The organism is Streptomyces sp. NPDC001914, assembly GCF_042891215.1.
Lineage (GTDB): Bacteria > Actinomycetota > Actinomycetes > Streptomycetales > Streptomycetaceae > Streptomyces.
On sequence record NZ_JBIASW010000013.1, the window covers coordinates 107826 to 123644 of the forward strand.

Below are 15819 nucleotides of genomic sequence, written 5' to 3' on the forward strand. Positions count from 1 at the left end.
GGGCCTCCCTTCGCGTACGGTTGACGGCTGCCCAGCACGTCAGAAGGGGGCGCCCGGTGGCCGCTCAGGCTCAGCAGGAAACCGCGCTCGGCTCGGTCCACACCTCCGTACCGGAGGAGTCCGTCAAGGACGACTCCGTACGGGACCGTGAGATCGCCGTCGAACAGGAACATCTGGACCGGGTCTACCGGCGCCTCGAGGAGAAGATCCACGAGGCCGAGTTCCTCATGCACGACGCCGCCCAGCGCGGTCACGTCGGCACACCGGGGGCGCTCGCGGAGCGGGACGCCCAGGTGTTCCGCGCGGGAATCCACCTGAACCGTCTCAACAACGAGTTCGAGGACTTCCTGTTCGGCCGGATCGACCTGCTCCGCGGCAAGGACGGCGTGAAGGGGCCCGACGGCGCCTACACCGCGGTGGAACCCGCCGAGGGCGCGGTGCGCGAGGACAACACCGCCGACATCGCGGAGACGCTGCACATCGGCCGCATCGGCGTCCTGGACGCCGAGTACGCGCCGCTGGTGATCGACTGGCGGGCACCGGCCGCCGCCCCGTTCTACCGCTCCACCCCGGTCGACCCCGGCCGGGTCGTGCGCCGCCGGGTCATCCGCTCCAAGGGCCGCCGGGTCCTCGGGGTCGAGGACGACCTGATGCGGCCGCAGGTCAAGGCCTCCCTCGACGGCCACGAACTGCCCGTCATCGGCGACGGCGCCCTCATGGCAGCGCTCGGGCAGGCCCGCAGCCACACCATGCGCGACATCGTGGCCTCCATCCAGGCCGAGCAGGACATGGTGATCCGCGCGCCCGCCGCGTCCGTGACCTACGTCGAGGGCGGCCCCGGCACCGGCAAGACGGCGGTCGCCCTGCACCGGGCCGCCTACCTCCTCTACCAGGACCGCCGCCGCTACGCGGGCGGCATCCTGATCGTCTCCCCGACCCCGCTGCTCGTCGCCTACACCGAGGGCGTGCTGCCCTCGCTCGGCGAGGAGGGCCAGGTCGCGATCCGCGCGATCGGCTCCCTCGTCGACGGCGCGGCCGCCACGCTGTACGACTCCCCGGCGGTGGCCCGCGCCAAGGGCTCGTACCGGATGCTGAAGGTGCTGCGGAAGGCGGCGCGCGGAGCGCTGGAGACCCAGGCCGGCCCGGCGGGCGGCGGCAACGGCGGGGGTGGCGGCAACGGCCGGCTCGCCCTCGGTGAGCCGGAGACCGCCGCGGGCACTCCCACCCGGCTGAGAGTCGTCGCCTTCGGGCGCCGTCTCGAGCTGGAGTCCCCCGAGCTGGACCGCATCAAGCACAACGCGCTCGGCGGGACCGCGCCGGTCAACCTGCTGCGCCCGCGCGCCCGCAGGCTGCTGCTGGACGCGCTGTGGGCGAAGTCGGGCGCGGGAACCCGGCACTCGGACCCGGAGCTGGCCGCCGAGCTGCGGTCCTCCTTCGACGAGGACGTCACCTCCGAGGACAGCTTCACGGCCTTCCTGGACGCCTGGTGGCCGGAGCTGACCCCGCGCGGGGTGCTGGCCGCCATGGCCGACGAGCGGCGTCTCGGGCGCTGGGCGCGCCGGATCCTCAACCCCGGCGAGGTCCGCCGGGTGGCCCGCTCGCTCAAGCGGGACGGGTTCTCCGTGCACGACGTGGCCATGCTCGACGAGCTGGAGGCGATCGTCGGGACGCCCGCCCGGCCGAGGAAGCGCCGCGAACTGGACCCGCTGGACCAGCTCACCGGCCTCGACGAGCTCATGCCGGTGCGCGAGGAGACGCAGCGCGAGCGCGCCGAGCGGCTGGCGCAGGAGCGGACCGAGTACGCGCACGTGATCGTCGACGAGGCGCAGGACCTCACGCCGATGCAGTGGCGGATGGTCGGCCGGCGTGGCCGGCACGCCACCTGGACGGTCGTGGGCGACCCCGCCCAGTCCTCGTGGTCCGACCCCGACGAGGCGGCCGAGGCCCGTGACGAGGCGCTCGGCACCCGCCCCCGGCGCCGCTTCACCCTCACCGTCAACTACCGCAACCCGGCGGAGATCGCCGAGCTGGCCTCCAAGGTCCTCGCGCTCGCCATGCCGGGCTCGCCGTCGCCGTCCGCCGTACGGTCCACGGGCGTCGAGCCCCGCTTCGCGGTCGTACGGGACTCCCTCGCGCAGACCGTGCGCGCCGAGGCCGCCCATCTGCTCGACCGGGTCGACGGCACCGTGGGCGTCGTCGTCGCCATGAACCGGCGCGAGGAGGCCGCCCGCTGGCTCGCCGGACTCGGGGACCGCGTGGTGGCCCTGGGGAGCCTGGAGGCCAAGGGCCTGGAGTACGACGCGACGGTGGTCGTCTCGCCCGCGGAGATCGCCGACGAGTCGCCCGCCGGACTGCGTGTCCTGTACGTCGCCCTGACCCGGGCAACGCAGCAGCTCACCGTCGTCTCCAGCGACCGTGACGAGCCCGACGCGGACGGGGTCCCCGACCTCCTGCGGGACTGACGCCGCGGGCCTGTCGCGGGGGGAGGGCACGGAGCATGCCGCCGTTCGGGCCTGTGCCCCCCCCGCCCGGCGGCGGGCGGGGGGCGGGGGACGGGCGGGGGACACAGGCCCGGCCGAAAAGAACTCCCGGGACGGGAATTGCTCTACGGGGATCCTTTGTTACCTTTGACGTGACACCGGCCCGATCCAAGCCCCCGGGCCCAACCTTCGTCGCTACGAGCGACCACTTGCCGCGAGGCGAGCATGGCGGGTCGGTGTCATTGACCGTCGTCCTTCACCGAAGGACCGCAAGAGGCCCACGTCATCCGTGACGTGGGCCTCTTCCGTCCCCCGAACGGTCTCCCGACCCTCTCGCGCGGCGGCGGGCCCCCTCTCGTACAGTGGAATCCGCTTTCCGAAGAGCGAACCTCCGGCGAACAAAACGTTCGCAATCCGGGGCGACTACCGCGTACTCAGTGGTAGGTGCGACGATCGGACGGCACACAGCAGTGACTCGGTGAAAGCAGAGGAAGTCGGCCATGGCAACGGCGCCCAGCGTCTCCTACTCGATGACGGTCCGGCTGGAGGTGCCCGCGAGCGGAACCGCGGTCTCCCAGCTCACGACGGCCGTGGAGTCCAGCGGAGGCTCGGTGACCGGCCTCGACGTGACCGCGTCCGGCCACGAGAAGCTCCGGATCGACGTCACGATCGCCGCGAGCTCCACCTCGCACGCCGACGAGATCGTCGAGCAGCTGCGGAACATCGAGGGCGTGACCCTCGGCAAGGTCTCCGACCGTACGTTCCTCATGCACCTCGGCGGCAAGATCGAGATGCAGTCCAAGCACCCGATCCGCAACCGTGACGACCTCTCCATGATCTACACCCCGGGTGTGGCCCGCGTGTGCATGGCGATCGCCGAGAACCCCGAGGACGCCCGCCGCCTCACCATCAAGCGCAATTCCGTTGCGGTCGTGACGGACGGCTCCGCGGTGCTGGGCCTCGGCAACATCGGCCCGAAGGCCGCGCTGCCCGTCATGGAGGGCAAGGCGGCCCTCTTCAAGCGCTTCGCCGGCATCGACGCCTGGCCGCTGTGCCTGGACACCCAGGACACCGACGCGATCGTCGAGATCGTCAAGGCGATCGCCCCCGGCTTCGCGGGCATCAACCTGGAGGACATCTCCGCGCCGCGCTGCTTCGAGATCGAGGCCCGGCTGCGCGAGGCCCTGGACATCCCCGTCTTCCACGACGACCAGCACGGCACGGCCATCGTCGTCCTCGCCGCCCTGACCAACGCACTTCGCGTCGCGGGCAAGGCGATCGGCGACATCCGGGTCGTCATGTCGGGCGCGGGAGCGGCCGGTACGGCCATCCTCAAGCTGCTGATCGCCGCGGGTGTGAAGAACGCCGTCGTCGCCGACATCCACGGCGTCGTGCACGCGGGCCGCACCGACCTCGTCGACGCCGCGGCGGACTCGCCGCTGCGCTGGATCGCCGACAACACCAACCTCGAAGGCCTCACGGGCACGTTGAAGGAGGCGGTCCGCGAGGCCGACGTGTTCATCGGTGTCTCGGCCCCGAACGTGATCGACGGCGACGACGTGGCCTCGATGGCGGAGAACGCCATCGTGTTCGCGCTTGCGAACCCCGACCCCGAGGTCGACCCGGCAATCGCCCGTCAGACGGCGGCAGTTGTGGCCACCGGCCGCTCCGACTTCCCCAACCAGATCAACAACGTCCTGGTGTTCCCGGGTGTCTTCCGTGGCCTCCTGGACGCCCAGTCGCGTACCGTCAACACGGACATGATGCTCGCCGCCGCGGCCGCGCTCGCGAACGTGGTGACCGAGGACGAGCTCAACCCGAACTACATCATCCCCAGCGTCTTCAACGACAAGGTCGCGGGCGCGGTCGCCGGAGCCGTGCGTGACGCGGCGAAGGCGGCGGGGGTGACGGACGCGGCCAACACGAGCGCGTAGCACGGGTAGAGCCGGGCCGCGAGCCCGTGCCGTACCGGCCGATGTCCCGTCTGTGACGGGCGCCACGACCGCCCGGAACCCGGCGCGTCGCGGACGCGGGGCCAGTGGCCGCCTCTAGGGTGGCGGCCAGGCTAGGCCTCGCAGGGGCCTCTTCGTGTGACCCCCAAGGGTGTTCGTGTGACTCCCAGGGGTGCCGGATTGGCTTTCCCGCCGCAGGTGGGGGCAGGATGCGTCTTCGGGCGCCACGGTCTGGCCACGGACCCGGGTCCGGGAGCCGACCGAGGACCCTGGCAGCATCGGCTTCACTGTGCCCGATATGCGGCTCCGCCGCGTGGCACGCCTCAACAGCAAGAAGAACACGGGAGTAACAACATGAACCGCAGTGAGCTGGTGGCCGCTCTGGCCGACCGCGCCGAGGTGACCCGCAAGGACGCCGACGCCGTTCTGGCCGCTTTCGCCGAGACCGTCGGCGAGATCGTCGCCAAGGGCGACGAGAAGGTGACCATCCCCGGCTTCCTGACCTTCGAGCGCACCCACCGTGCCGCTCGCACCGCGCGCAACCCGCAGACCGGCGACCCGATCCAGATCCCGGCCGGCTTCAGCGTGAAGGTCTCCGCGGGCAGCAAGCTCAAGGAAGCCGCCAAGGGCAACTAGTCCCGGCGTCCGTACGTTCCCCTCGGACGCGGGACGCGGGGACCCGTACGAAGCCCGGCAACGCCAATGGGGCGGCCCTTTCAGGGGGCCGCCCCATTGGCGTACGCGGGTGAGCGCGCGAACGTACCTGGCGCACGGGGCCGGGCCCGCCCGCGTGTGGCGTACGTAGCCGGGGCCGCCGCCGTACGTGGCGTACGCGGGCGGCCCCGCCGGAGTGCTAGCCGAGCGCCTTGCCCGGGAGTTCGACCTTCGCGCCGAGCTCCACCAGCTTCTCCATGAAGTTCTCGTAGCCGCGGTTGATCAGGTCGATGCCGTGGACGCGGGACGTGCCCTGTGCCGCCAGCGCCGCGATGAGGTACGAGAAGCCGCCGCGCAGGTCGGGGATGACCAGGTCGGCGCCCTGGAGCTTCGTCGGGCCCGAAACGACCGCGGAGTGCAGGAAGTTGCGCTGGCCGAAGCGGCAGTTCGAGCCGCCGAGGCATTCGCGGTAGAGCTGGATGTGCGCGCCCATCTGGTTCAGCGCGGACGTGAAGCCCAGCCGGGACTCGTACACCGTCTCGTGGATGATCGACAGGCCGGTGGCCTGCGTCAGGGCCACGACCAGCGGCTGCTGCCAGTCGGTCTGGAAGCCGGGGTGGACGTCCGTCTCCAGGGCGATGGACTTCAGCTGGCCGCCCGGGTGCCAGAAGCGGATGCCCTCGTCGTCGATCTCGAAGGCACCGCCGACCTTGCGGTAGGTGTTCAGGAACGTCATCATCGAGCGCTGCTGGGCGCCGCGGACGTAGATGTTGCCCTCGGTCGCCAGCGCCGCGGAAGCCCACGAGGCGGCCTCCAGTCGGTCCGGGAGGGCCGCGTGGGTGTAACCGCCGAGCGAGTCCACACCGGTGATGCGGATCGTCCGGTCGGTGTCCATCGCGATGATGGCGCCCATCTTCTGCAGGACGCAGATCAGGTCCTCGATCTCCGGCTCCACTGCCGCGTTCGAGAGCTCCGTGACACCCTCCGCGAGGACCGCGGTCAGCAGCACCTGCTCGGTCGCGCCCACGGACGGGTACGGAAGCTGGATCTTGGTGCCGCGCAGCCGCTGCGGGGCCTCCAGGTACTGGCCGTCCTCCCGCTTCTCGATCTTCGCGCCGAACTGCCGCAGCACCTCGAAGTGGAAGTCGATCGGCCGGCCGCCGATGTCGCAGCCGCCGAGGCCCGGGATGAACGCGTGGCCCAGCCGGTGCAGCAGCGGGCCGCAGAACAGGATCGGGATGCGCGACGAGCCCGCGTGCGCGTCGATGTCGGCGACGTTCGCGCTCTCGACGTGCGAGGGATCGAGGATCAGCTCACCGGGCTCCTCACCCGGACGGACGGTCACACCGTGCAACTGCAGCAGTCCGCGTACGACACGGACGTCGCGGATGTCGGGGACATTGCGCAGCCGGCTCGGCCCGCTGCCCAGCAGGGCGGCGACCATGGCCTTCGGTACGAGGTTCTTCGCACCGCGGACACGGATCTCGCCCTCAAGCGGGGTTCCGCCATGGACAAGCAGGACATCGTCGTTGACGGTCATGTATCTCGCGTTCCGATGAGTTGGGCAGGTGTGGGTCGTCGGCAGGCCGGTCGTACGGGAGCCGAACAGCAAGGGTAATGGGCGCCCACCCCGGCGCAGTAAGCCCGAGCAGGACTCAGGTCGGTCATAGCTTGGCCACAACACGAGCGGTCCCTGGACGGGCACGCGGGGTCACCGCCGCGGGTGTGCGCGGGCAGCGCTTCGTTGCGCCCTGAGCTGCATTCACTCCCGTACGCGTATTGGCTCCCCACATGAAGGGAATGTGCGGGATCATGTCTGGCATGACCGAGGTGTCCTCGCTCACAGGGCGGCTGCTCGTGGCCACGCCCGCCCTGGCGGACCCGAACTTCGACCGCGCGGTGGTGCTGCTCCTCGACCACGACGAGGAGGGCTCCCTCGGTGTCGTCCTCAACCGCCCGACGCCGGTCGGTGTCGGCGACATCCTGGAGAACTGGGCCGGACTGGCCGGGGAGCCGGGCGTCGTCTTCCAGGGCGGCCCCGTCTCGCTGGACTCCGCGCTGGGGGTGGCGGTCATCCCGGGCGGCACGGCGGGGGAGCGCGCGCCCCTCGGCTGGCGGCGGGTGCACGGCGCGATCGGTCTGGTGGACCTGGAGGCCCCGCCCGAGCTGCTCGCCTCCGCCCTCGGTTCCCTGCGCATCTTCGCCGGGTACGCGGGCTGGGGGCCGGGCCAGCTGGAGAACGAACTGGTCGACGGCGCCTGGTACGTGGTGGAGTCCGAGCCCGGTGACGTGTCCTCCCCGGCGCCCGAACGCCTGTGGCGCGAGGTCCTGCGCCGCCAGCGCAGCGAACTGGCGATGGTCGCGACGTACCCGGACGACCCCTCCCTCAACTGACACGCGCACCGGCCCGGTGCCTCCGGCCGAAGGTGCGCGACCCTTCCCTCAACTGATGGGTGCGAGCCCCAGTACCCTTGGCTTCATGAGCACTCTTGAGCCTGAGACCCAGCCCCAGCGAGGCACGGGGACGGGGACCCTCGTAGAGCCGACGCCGCAGGTGTCGCACGGCGACGGGGACCACGAGCGCTTCGCCCATTACGTCCAGAAGGACAAGATCATGGCGAGCGCGCTGGACGGCACGCCCGTGGTGGCGCTGTGCGGCAAGGTGTGGGTGCCGGGCCGCGACCCGAAGAAGTATCCCGTGTGTCCCATGTGCAAGGAGATCTTCGAGTCCATGGGCGCCGGCGGCGGCGACCAGGGCAAGGGCGGCGACAAGAAGTAGCGCCGGGCTCCTGCCCCGGCGCGGTACGCCGCGCAGACCGACCACGGCCGCGACGCCCCCGGGGAGGGGCGGCGCGGCCGTGTCGTGTGCGGGGACTCGGCGGGGCCGTGCGGTGGGTGCGGGCGTTCCGCGTGAGGGGTGCGGCCGCGCCCGGTGCGGGCCGGGCTGGTCTTCACAGGTTCCGCGATCATTTCGGCGACCGGTTCCGCGATCACAGAGTGGTGTAGACCTCTTGTGGGCGGGTCCCGGTACTCCTTAGCCTCCAGAGTGTTGTGCGATGCGGAACCGCCATTGCGCACACCGCAACAAGCCCTGGCTGGAGGACGCCGTTGAAGCCCAGTGCCCCCGGATCACCGTGCCCCGGACACTGACCACCACGTCCCCGGACGGCATCAGAAGCCCCGCGACCTACGGGCCTCCCGGGGGTGACCGGCGTCTTGCCGCCGGCGGGTACTCGGCCGTCGACCGGTCCGTCGCGGTCGGCAGGTCTACTGCCGTCCACCGGGGCCGCTCCGTGCGGTGGGCCGTTCCCGGGGATCTTTCCCGGGTGGCTCGGGGCGGTGGGAATTCTTCCGTCAGTTCTCCGGAGGCCTTCCCGGGGCGGACCGCGCCAGGGGCGTCCCCGTGTTCGCCGGAATTCTCCCGGCCGCACCGCCACGACGATTCCGCTTCCGATTCCGGACCGCCCTGCCGATCACGCCCGGGGCCGCCCGCGCGATGTCCCGCGAGGCTCCGGCGGGCCTCTCCTCGCCTTCCCGCCCGACTTCGGCCGACCGAAGTCGCCGGGTTCGAGGACTCTGCCGCGGGCGGCCTTCTCGCGGCCCTTCGCGACCCCGATGCCGCGCGGTTCCACCGGGCCCGCCATGGCCACGTGGAAGGCGTCCGCGAACCCGGTCGGGCGCGCCGTGCGCGATTTCCCCCGGGCCTCCCTTTCCGGGCCGTCTCCCTCCGGTCCACGGCCGCCGGGACGATTTCCCGCGCCCGCGGAGCGAGAACCCGGGAGCCCGACCGGACGGTATGGCGTCCGTCCCCCGGCGGTCATTCGGACGCCGGTCTTCCACGCGCCGATCTTCTTCGTACCGGCTCTTCTCCGTACGCGAACCCATCGACTCGTCTCCGGCCCCGGCGGCGGTAAAGGACTGAAGGACGGATGGACATGAAGGACACGGGCCTGATTCCCGCTCCCCTCGTCGTCGAAGGCACGACTGAGGGGTGGTTCACGCTGGACGCGGACACCGTCCTGTGGGCCGCCCCGGGCACGGACACCACCGGACGCTGGCTCGGTTCGACGCTCGGCGCCGCACTCGGACTGCCGCTGCGACCTGGGCCGCAGGACGCCCCGCGCGCCGTACGCCTGCTCCTGGACGACACCCTGGGACCGGAGGCGTACCGGCTCGGTGTCGGCGACGACGGAGTCGAGATCCGCGGCGGTGACGCGGCCGGCGTCTTCTGGGGCGCCCAGACACTGCGTCAACTGCTCGGCCCCGACGCTTTCCGCCGCGCCCCGGTCCGTCCGGGGGCGGTGTACGAAATCGAGCACGGAGTCGTCGAGGACGCGCCCCGATTCCGCTGGCGCGGTCTGATGCTCGACGTCTCACGGCACTTCATGCCCAAGGAAGGCGTCCTGCGCTACCTCGATCTGCTGGCCGCGCACAAACTCAACGTCTTCCACTTCCATCTCACCGACGATCAGGGATGGCGTGTCCAGATCAATCGCTATCCGAAGCTGACGGAGATCGGCTCCTGGCGGGCGCGCACCAAATTCGGCCACCGGGCCTCGCCGCTGTGGGACGAGAAGCCGCACGGGGGCTTCTACACCCAGGACGACATCCGGGAGATCGTCGCGTACGCGGCCGAGCGGCATATCGCCGTCGTCCCCGAAATCGACATCCCCGGCCACTCGCAGGCGGCCATCGCCGCGTATCCGGAACTGGGCAACACCGACGTCATCGACACGACCTCCCTGACCGTCTGGGACAACTGGGGCGTCTCCAAAAACGTACTCGCCCCCACTGACAACACCCTGCGCTTCTACGAGGGGGTGTTCGAGGAACTCCTCGAACTGTTCCCGGCGGACCCGGACCGCTTCCCGGAGTTCTCCGGTTTCTTCCACATCGGCGGCGACGAGTGCGCCAAGGACCAGTGGAGGGAGTCGGCCACCGCGCAGGCGCGCATCCGGGAGCTCGGGCTCGCGGGCGAGGACGAGTTGCAGGCCTGGTTCATCCGGCACTTCGACAACTGGCTGTCCGCGCGCGGGCGTCGGCTCATCGGCTGGGACGAGATCCTGGAGGGCGGTCTCGCGCCCGGCGCCGCGGTGTCGTCGTGGCGCGGCTACCAGGGCGGTGTCACCGCCGCGCGCGCGGGCCACGACGTCGTCATGTGCCCCGAGCAGCACGTGTACCTGGACTACCGTCAGGCCGCCGGCGAGGACGAACCGGTGCCGATCGCCTATGTGCGCACCCTGGAGGACGTCTACCGCTTCGATCCGGTTCCGCCGCAGCTCACCGACGCGGAGGCGCGGCACGTGCTGGGCACGCAGGCCAACCTGTGGACCGAGGTGATGGAGGACCACGCGCGCGTGGACTACCAGGCGTTCCCGAGGCTCGCCGCCTTCGCGGAGGTCGCCTGGAGCCGTCTGCCGGCCCCCGGGGAACGGGACTTCGCCGGCTTCGAGCGGCGCATGGACGCCCACTACGGGCGGCTCGACGCCCTCGGCGTGGCCTACCGCGCGCCCTCGGGTCCCAGGCCCTGGCAGCGACGGCCGGGGGTGCTCGGACGTCCGATCGAGGGGGCGCCCCCGAACGTGTGAGACCGCTCACGGTCGCCCGGCTCCGGCTCCGGCGTCCCGGAGCCGTTGCCCCGCAAGGAAAAATGACCCCCAAGGGTCACCAAAGAGTGATAATCGGCTTCCACCGGTGATGCCGTGCGAAAACCTGCCATCTCCCTGGTGAGGCGGGCGAATGCCTCCTAGCGGACCCCTGCGTCGGGGGCCCGGGAAGATGTGCCAGAGTTGCCACGTCCGCCCTGTCAGCACGTACCGTACGGCAGCACAGGTGGGACCAGGTGGGGCAGCGGGAAGGGGCAACCGGTTTGACCACGCACGCACCGCAGACGGCGCAGGCCGTGACGCTGCCCGTCTCGCTGGACGAGGCGGTGGCGGCGCTGGCCGCCATGCCCACGGCCGTTCCGGTGGCAGGCGGCACGGACCTGATGGCCGCGGTCAACTCCGGACAGCTCAGGCCGGCCGCGCTCGTCGGCCTAGGCCGGATCACCGAGATCCGCGGCTGGCAGTACCAGGACGGCCACGCGCTGCTCGGCGCGGGCCTCACGCACGCCCGCATGGGCCGCCCCGACTTCGCCGCGCTCATCCCGGCGCTCGCGGCCGCCGCGCGGGCCGCCGGACCGCCGCAGATCCGCAACGCCGGCACCCTCGGCGGCAACATCGCCTCGGCCGCCCCCACCGGGGACGCGCTGCCCGTACTGGCCGCCCTCGAAGCCACGTTGATCATCGCGGGGCCGGGCGGAGCCCGCCGCGAGATCCCCGTGTCGCACCTGCTCGCCGGCGTGGACATGCTCCGCGGCGGCGAACTCATCGGCTACGTGCGCGTGCCGCTGCTGCACGCCCCGCAGGTCTTCCTGAAGGCCACAGGCCGCACCGGACCCGGGCGCGCCATCGCCTCCGTCGCGGTCGTCCTCGACCCGGCCCGGCGCGGCGTGCGCTGCGCCGTCGGCGCCATAGCGCCGATGCCGCTGCGGCCGCTGGACGCCGAGGCATGGGTGGCCCAGCTCATCGACTGGGACAACAACCGCGCGATCGTCCCCGAGGCGCTCAACGCGTTCGGCGAGTACGTGGCCGCGGCCTGCATCCCGGACCCCGTCCCCGCCGAGGACGGAACCCTCACACCGCTTCCGCCCGCCGTACTGCACCTGCGGCGCACCGTCGCCGCGCTGGCCCGACGAGCACTTGGAAGGGCACTGTCGTGACCGACGACCAGCACGAAGAGGGCGCTTCGCGCGGCGGGGGCCGCTGGGACCCGCTGCCCCAGGGCGACTACGACGACGGAGCCACCGCCTTCGTCAAACTCCCCGAGGGCGGGATAGAGGCCCTTCTCGCCAGCCGGGAGCCGCTTGCCGCGCCCGGACACGGCTACGTGCCCCCGCAGATCACCGTGACGCCCGCCGCGCCCGAGGCCGGGGACCCGGCCGCCGGCGGAACGTGGGGCGGCCAGGACGGCGGCGGACAGTGGCCGGATCCCGACACCGCACAGCAGCAGGCCGGCGCCCACGACGACCGGTTCACGTACCACCCCGGGTCCACCGGGCAGTGGCAGTTCGACGACGGCAGCGGCCAGGCGCAGGGCGCCGGGCACGACGTGACCGGCCAGTGGTCGATCCCGGTGGCCGGAGGCGACCTCCCGGACGAGTCGGGCGAGTTCACCACCTCGGCGCTCGTCGAGCAGTGGGGCGGCACCCCGCCCGCCACGCTCCCCGGCGGCGCGGCCGCGCCCTGGGCCGGCGAGATCGGACAGCCCTGGACCGCCGACGCCCACGAGGCGGCCGCTGAGGCCCCCGCCGGGCTCGCGGGGCATCCCGGAGCCGAATCGCCCGCGCAGGCCGCCCAGGAGCCCGCACAGTTCGCGCACGAGGCCCCCGAGCCCGCCGCCGACCCCGAGCCGGTGACCGCGGAGACGCCCGCGACGGCCGAGCCGGATCCGGCGCACGAGGCGGCCGTGACCGCCGAGGAGACGCCGGACGCCGACCTCCCGGCCCCGCCCGGACACGACGACCACCCCCTCGCCTCCTACGTCCTGCGCGTCAACGGCGCCGACCGGCCGGTCACCGACGCCTGGGTCGGCGAGTCGCTGCTCTACGTGCTGCGCGAGCGGCTCGGCCTCGCGGGCGCCAAGGACGGCTGCTCGCAGGGTGAATGCGGCGCCTGCAACGTCCAGGTCGACGGCCGGCTCGTCGCCTCCTGCCTGGTGCCCGGCGTCACCGCCGCCGGCAGCGACGTGCGCACCGTCGAGGGCCTGGCCGCCGACGGGCAGCCCTCCGACGTCCAGCGGGCGCTGGCCAGGTGCGGAGCCGTGCAGTGCGGTTTCTGCGTCCCCGGCATGGCGATGACCCTGCACGACCTGCTGGAGGGCAACCCCGCGCCGACCGAGCTGGAGACCCGCCAGGCCCTGTGCGGCAACCTGTGCCGCTGCTCCGGGTACCGCGGTGTCCTGGACGCCGTGCGCGAGGTCGTCGCCGAACGCGAGGCGCACTCCGCCGCCGCGGCCGAGGCCGACGCCGCCCCCGAGGCGGACGAGGCCCGCATCCCGCACCAGGCCGGCCCCGGTGCCGGCGGCGTCCACCCGTCCGCGTACGAGGACGGCGCCGCCTACGGCTCACCGGCACAGCACGAGCAGCCGTACGGCCAGGACGGAGGCCAGGCGTGACCAACCAGACCGCGACCGCGACACCGGCGGCGCCCGAGACGGGCCCCGAGCCCCTGCCGCACGGGCTCGGCGTCTCGCTGCCCGCCGCGGAGGACCGCGCCAAGACCGAGGGCACGTTCCCCTACGCCGCCGACCTGTGGGCCGAGGGCCTGCTGTGGGCCGCCGTGCTCCGCTCGCCGCATCCGCACGCCCGCATCCTGTCCATCGACACCAGCCACGCGCGGGACATGCCCGGCGTGCGCGCGGTCATCACCCACGAGGACGTGCCCGGCACTCCGGTCCACGGCCGCGGCAGGGCCGACCGCCCGGTGTTCGCCTCCGACGTCGTACGCCACCACGGCGAGCCCATCGCGGCCGTCGCCGCCGACCACCCGGACACCGCGCGGCTGGCCGCCGCCGCCGTCATCGTCGAGTACGAGGTGCTCGAACCGGTCACCGACCCGGAGCACGCCTTCGAGGCCGAACCGCTGCACCCCGACGGCAACCTGATCCGGCACATCCCGCTGAGCCACGGCGACCCGGACGCGGTCGGCGAGGTCGTCGTCGAGGGCCTGTACCGCATCGGCCGCCAGGACCCCGCCCCCATCGGCGCCGAGGCCGGACTCGCCGTGCCCCGCCCGGACGGCGGCGTCGAGCTCTACATCGCCTCCACCGACCCGCACAGCGACCGCGACGCGGCCGCCGCCTGCTACGGCCTCGAACCCGCGCGCGTGAAGGTCGTCGTCACCGGTGTCCCCGGAGCCACCGCCGACCGTGAGGACCAGGGCTTCCAGCTCGCGCTCGGCCTGCTCGCGCTCGCGACCGGCTGCCCGGTGAAACTCACCGCCACGCGCGAGGAGTCCTTCCTCGGCCACGCCCACCGGCACCCGACCCTGCTGCGCTACCGGCACCACGCCGACGCCGAGGGCAACCTGGTCAAGGTCGAGGCCCAGATCCTGCTCGACGCGGGCGCCTACGCCGACACCTCCGGCGAGTCGCTGGCCGCCGCCGTCTCCTTCGCCTGCGGCCCGTACGTCGTCCCGAACGCCTTCATCGAGGGCTGGGCCGTCCGCACCAACAACCCGCCCTCGGGCCATGTGCGCGGCGAGGGCGCCCTCCAGGTGTGCGCGGCCTACGAGGCCCAGATGGACAAGCTGGCCAAGAAACTCGGCGTCGACCCCGCCGAACTGCGCCTGCGCAACGTCATGGCCACGGGCGACGTCCTGCCGACCGGCCAGACGGTGACCTGCCCGGCGCCCGTCGCCGAGCTGCTGCAGGCCGTACGCGACTACCCGCTGCCCGCCCTGCCCAAGGACACGCCCGAGGACGAGTGGCTGCTGCCCGGCGGCCCCGAGGGCGCGGGCGAACCCGGAGCCGTGCGCCGCGGTGTCGGCTACGGACTCGGCATGGTGCACATGCTCGGCGCCGAGGGCGCCGACGAGGTCTCGACGGCCACCGTGAAGGTCCACGACGGTGTCGCCACCGTGCTGTGCGCGGCCGTGGAGACCGGCCAGGGCTTCACCACGCTGGCCCGCCAGATCGTCCAGGAGACCCTGGGCATCGACGAGGTGCACGTGGCCCCGGTCGACACCGACCAGCCGCCGGCCGGCCCGAGCTGCCGCGGCCGGCACACCTGGGTGTCCGGCGGAGCGGTGGAGCGCGCGGCCAAGATGGTCCGTACGCAGCTGCTGCAGCCCCTGGCGCACAAGTTCGGCATGTCCACCGAGCTGCTGCAGATCACCGACGGCAAGATCACGTCGTACGACGGAGTGCTGTCGACCACGGTCACCGAGGCGATGGACGGCAAGGAGCTGTGGGCGACCGCGCAGTGCCGCCCGCACCCGACCGAGCCGCTGGACGAGCACGGCCAGGGCGACGCCTTCGTGGGCCTCGCCTTCTGCGCCGTCCGCGCGGTGGTCGACGTCGACATCGAACTCGGCTCGGTACGGGTCGTGGAGCTGGCGCTCGCCCAGGACGTCGGCCGGATCCTCAACCCGGCCCAGCTCAGGGCCCGCATCGAGGCCGGTGTCACCCAGGGTGTGGGCGCCGCGCTGACCGAGAACCTGCGGACCAACCGCGGTCTGGTCCGCCATCCCGACCTCACCGGCTACGCCCTGCCGACCGCCCTGGACGCGCCCGACATCCACATCGTCAAGCTGGTCGAGGAGCGCGACGTCGTCGCGCCCTTCGGCGCCAAGGCGGCCAGCGCGGTGCCGGTCGTGACCTCGCCCGCGGCCATCGCCTCCGCCGTCCGCGCGGCCACCGGACGGCCCGTCAACCGACTGCCGATCCGCCCGCAGGCGGCCGTGGTGACGGCCTCGTGAGCGAGCGGGAGCGGGCGGCCGGCGAAGCCTCGCCGGACGCCTCCGCCCCGTCGCCGACCGGCACCGGGGAGCCGCGCTACGAACCCGCGCCCGGCGTGGGCAGACTGCTGCTGTGGGCGCTGCTGTTCGTGCTCGCGGCCGTGGCCGTCGTCCTCGGCGGCGTCTACTTCACCTGACGGCCGCCGCCGCCCGGCACCCACCGCGCCACCCCCG

11 protein-coding genes are annotated in these 15819 nt (G+C 72.7%); 10 read left to right on the forward strand and 1 reads right to left on the reverse strand.

Annotated features, from left to right (window positions below; genetic code table 11):
- The first annotated feature begins 56 nt into the window (after positions 1 to 56).
- The 3 genes from ACFYYF_RS30595 to ACFYYF_RS30605 all read left to right on the forward strand — a co-directional run bounded on the left by ACFYYF_RS30595 (position 57) and on the right by ACFYYF_RS30605 (position 5068).
- Positions 57 to 2462: a HelD family protein gene (locus ACFYYF_RS30595; protein ID WP_388780751.1), complete on the forward strand. Its 2406-nt coding sequence runs from the start codon at positions 57 to 59 to the stop codon at positions 2460 to 2462.
- A gap of 518 nt (positions 2463 to 2980) precedes the next feature.
- Positions 2981 to 4414 (forward strand): NAD-dependent malic enzyme, encoded by a 1434-nt coding sequence (locus tag ACFYYF_RS30600; RefSeq protein WP_388780752.1) that lies wholly within the window; start codon positions 2981 to 2983, stop codon positions 4412 to 4414.
- Positions 4415 to 4786: 372 nt separating this feature from the next.
- Positions 4787 to 5068 (forward strand): HU family DNA-binding protein, encoded by a 282-nt coding sequence (locus ACFYYF_RS30605; RefSeq protein WP_037619258.1) that lies wholly within the window; start codon positions 4787 to 4789, stop codon positions 5066 to 5068.
- A 217-nt stretch (positions 5069 to 5285) separates the two neighbouring features.
- Here ACFYYF_RS30605 and murA read toward each other — a convergent pair whose 3' ends face one another.
- Positions 5286 to 6626, reverse strand: coding sequence for a UDP-N-acetylglucosamine 1-carboxyvinyltransferase (gene murA / locus ACFYYF_RS30610; protein WP_361681437.1), 1341 nt, complete (start codon positions 6624 to 6626; stop codon positions 5286 to 5288).
- A 281-nt stretch (positions 6627 to 6907) separates the two neighbouring features.
- On the opposite strand from murA, the gene ACFYYF_RS30615 reads away from it, so the two are divergent.
- The 7 genes from ACFYYF_RS30615 (at position 6908) to ACFYYF_RS30645 (ending at position 15782) form a co-directional block, all read left to right on the forward strand.
- Positions 6908 to 7480: a YqgE/AlgH family protein gene (locus ACFYYF_RS30615; protein ID WP_037619254.1), complete on the forward strand. Its 573-nt coding sequence runs from the start codon at positions 6908 to 6910 to the stop codon at positions 7478 to 7480.
- An 85-nt stretch (positions 7481 to 7565) separates the two neighbouring features.
- Positions 7566 to 7865: a DUF3039 domain-containing protein gene (locus ACFYYF_RS30620; RefSeq protein WP_351861896.1), complete on the forward strand. Its 300-nt coding sequence runs from the start codon at positions 7566 to 7568 to the stop codon at positions 7863 to 7865.
- A 1156-nt stretch (positions 7866 to 9021) separates the two neighbouring features.
- A complete protein-coding gene (locus ACFYYF_RS30625; RefSeq protein WP_388780753.1) occupies positions 9022 to 10674 on the forward strand; it encodes a beta-N-acetylhexosaminidase in 1653 nt (550 codons plus the stop codon).
- Between the two features lie 281 nt (positions 10675 to 10955).
- The gene (locus ACFYYF_RS30630) at positions 10956 to 11849 is read left to right on the forward strand and encodes an FAD binding domain-containing protein (RefSeq protein ID WP_388780754.1); all 894 of its coding nucleotides are present in this window, start codon (positions 10956 to 10958) and stop codon (positions 11847 to 11849) included.
- Positions 11846 to 13303, forward strand: a complete 1458-nt coding sequence (locus tag ACFYYF_RS30635) for a 2Fe-2S iron-sulfur cluster-binding protein (RefSeq protein ID WP_388780755.1) — start codon at positions 11846 to 11848, stop codon at positions 13301 to 13303. The genes ACFYYF_RS30630 and ACFYYF_RS30635 overlap by 4 nt, the downstream gene beginning before the upstream one ends.
- A complete protein-coding gene (locus tag ACFYYF_RS30640; protein ID WP_361681451.1) occupies positions 13300 to 15606 on the forward strand; it encodes a molybdopterin cofactor-binding domain-containing protein in 2307 nt (768 codons plus the stop codon). The genes ACFYYF_RS30635 and ACFYYF_RS30640 overlap by 4 nt, the downstream gene beginning before the upstream one ends.
- A complete protein-coding gene (locus ACFYYF_RS30645; protein WP_388780756.1) occupies positions 15603 to 15782 on the forward strand; it encodes a hypothetical protein in 180 nt (59 codons plus the stop codon). The genes ACFYYF_RS30640 and ACFYYF_RS30645 overlap by 4 nt, the downstream gene beginning before the upstream one ends.
- The last annotated feature ends 37 nt before the right edge of the window (positions 15783 to 15819 follow it).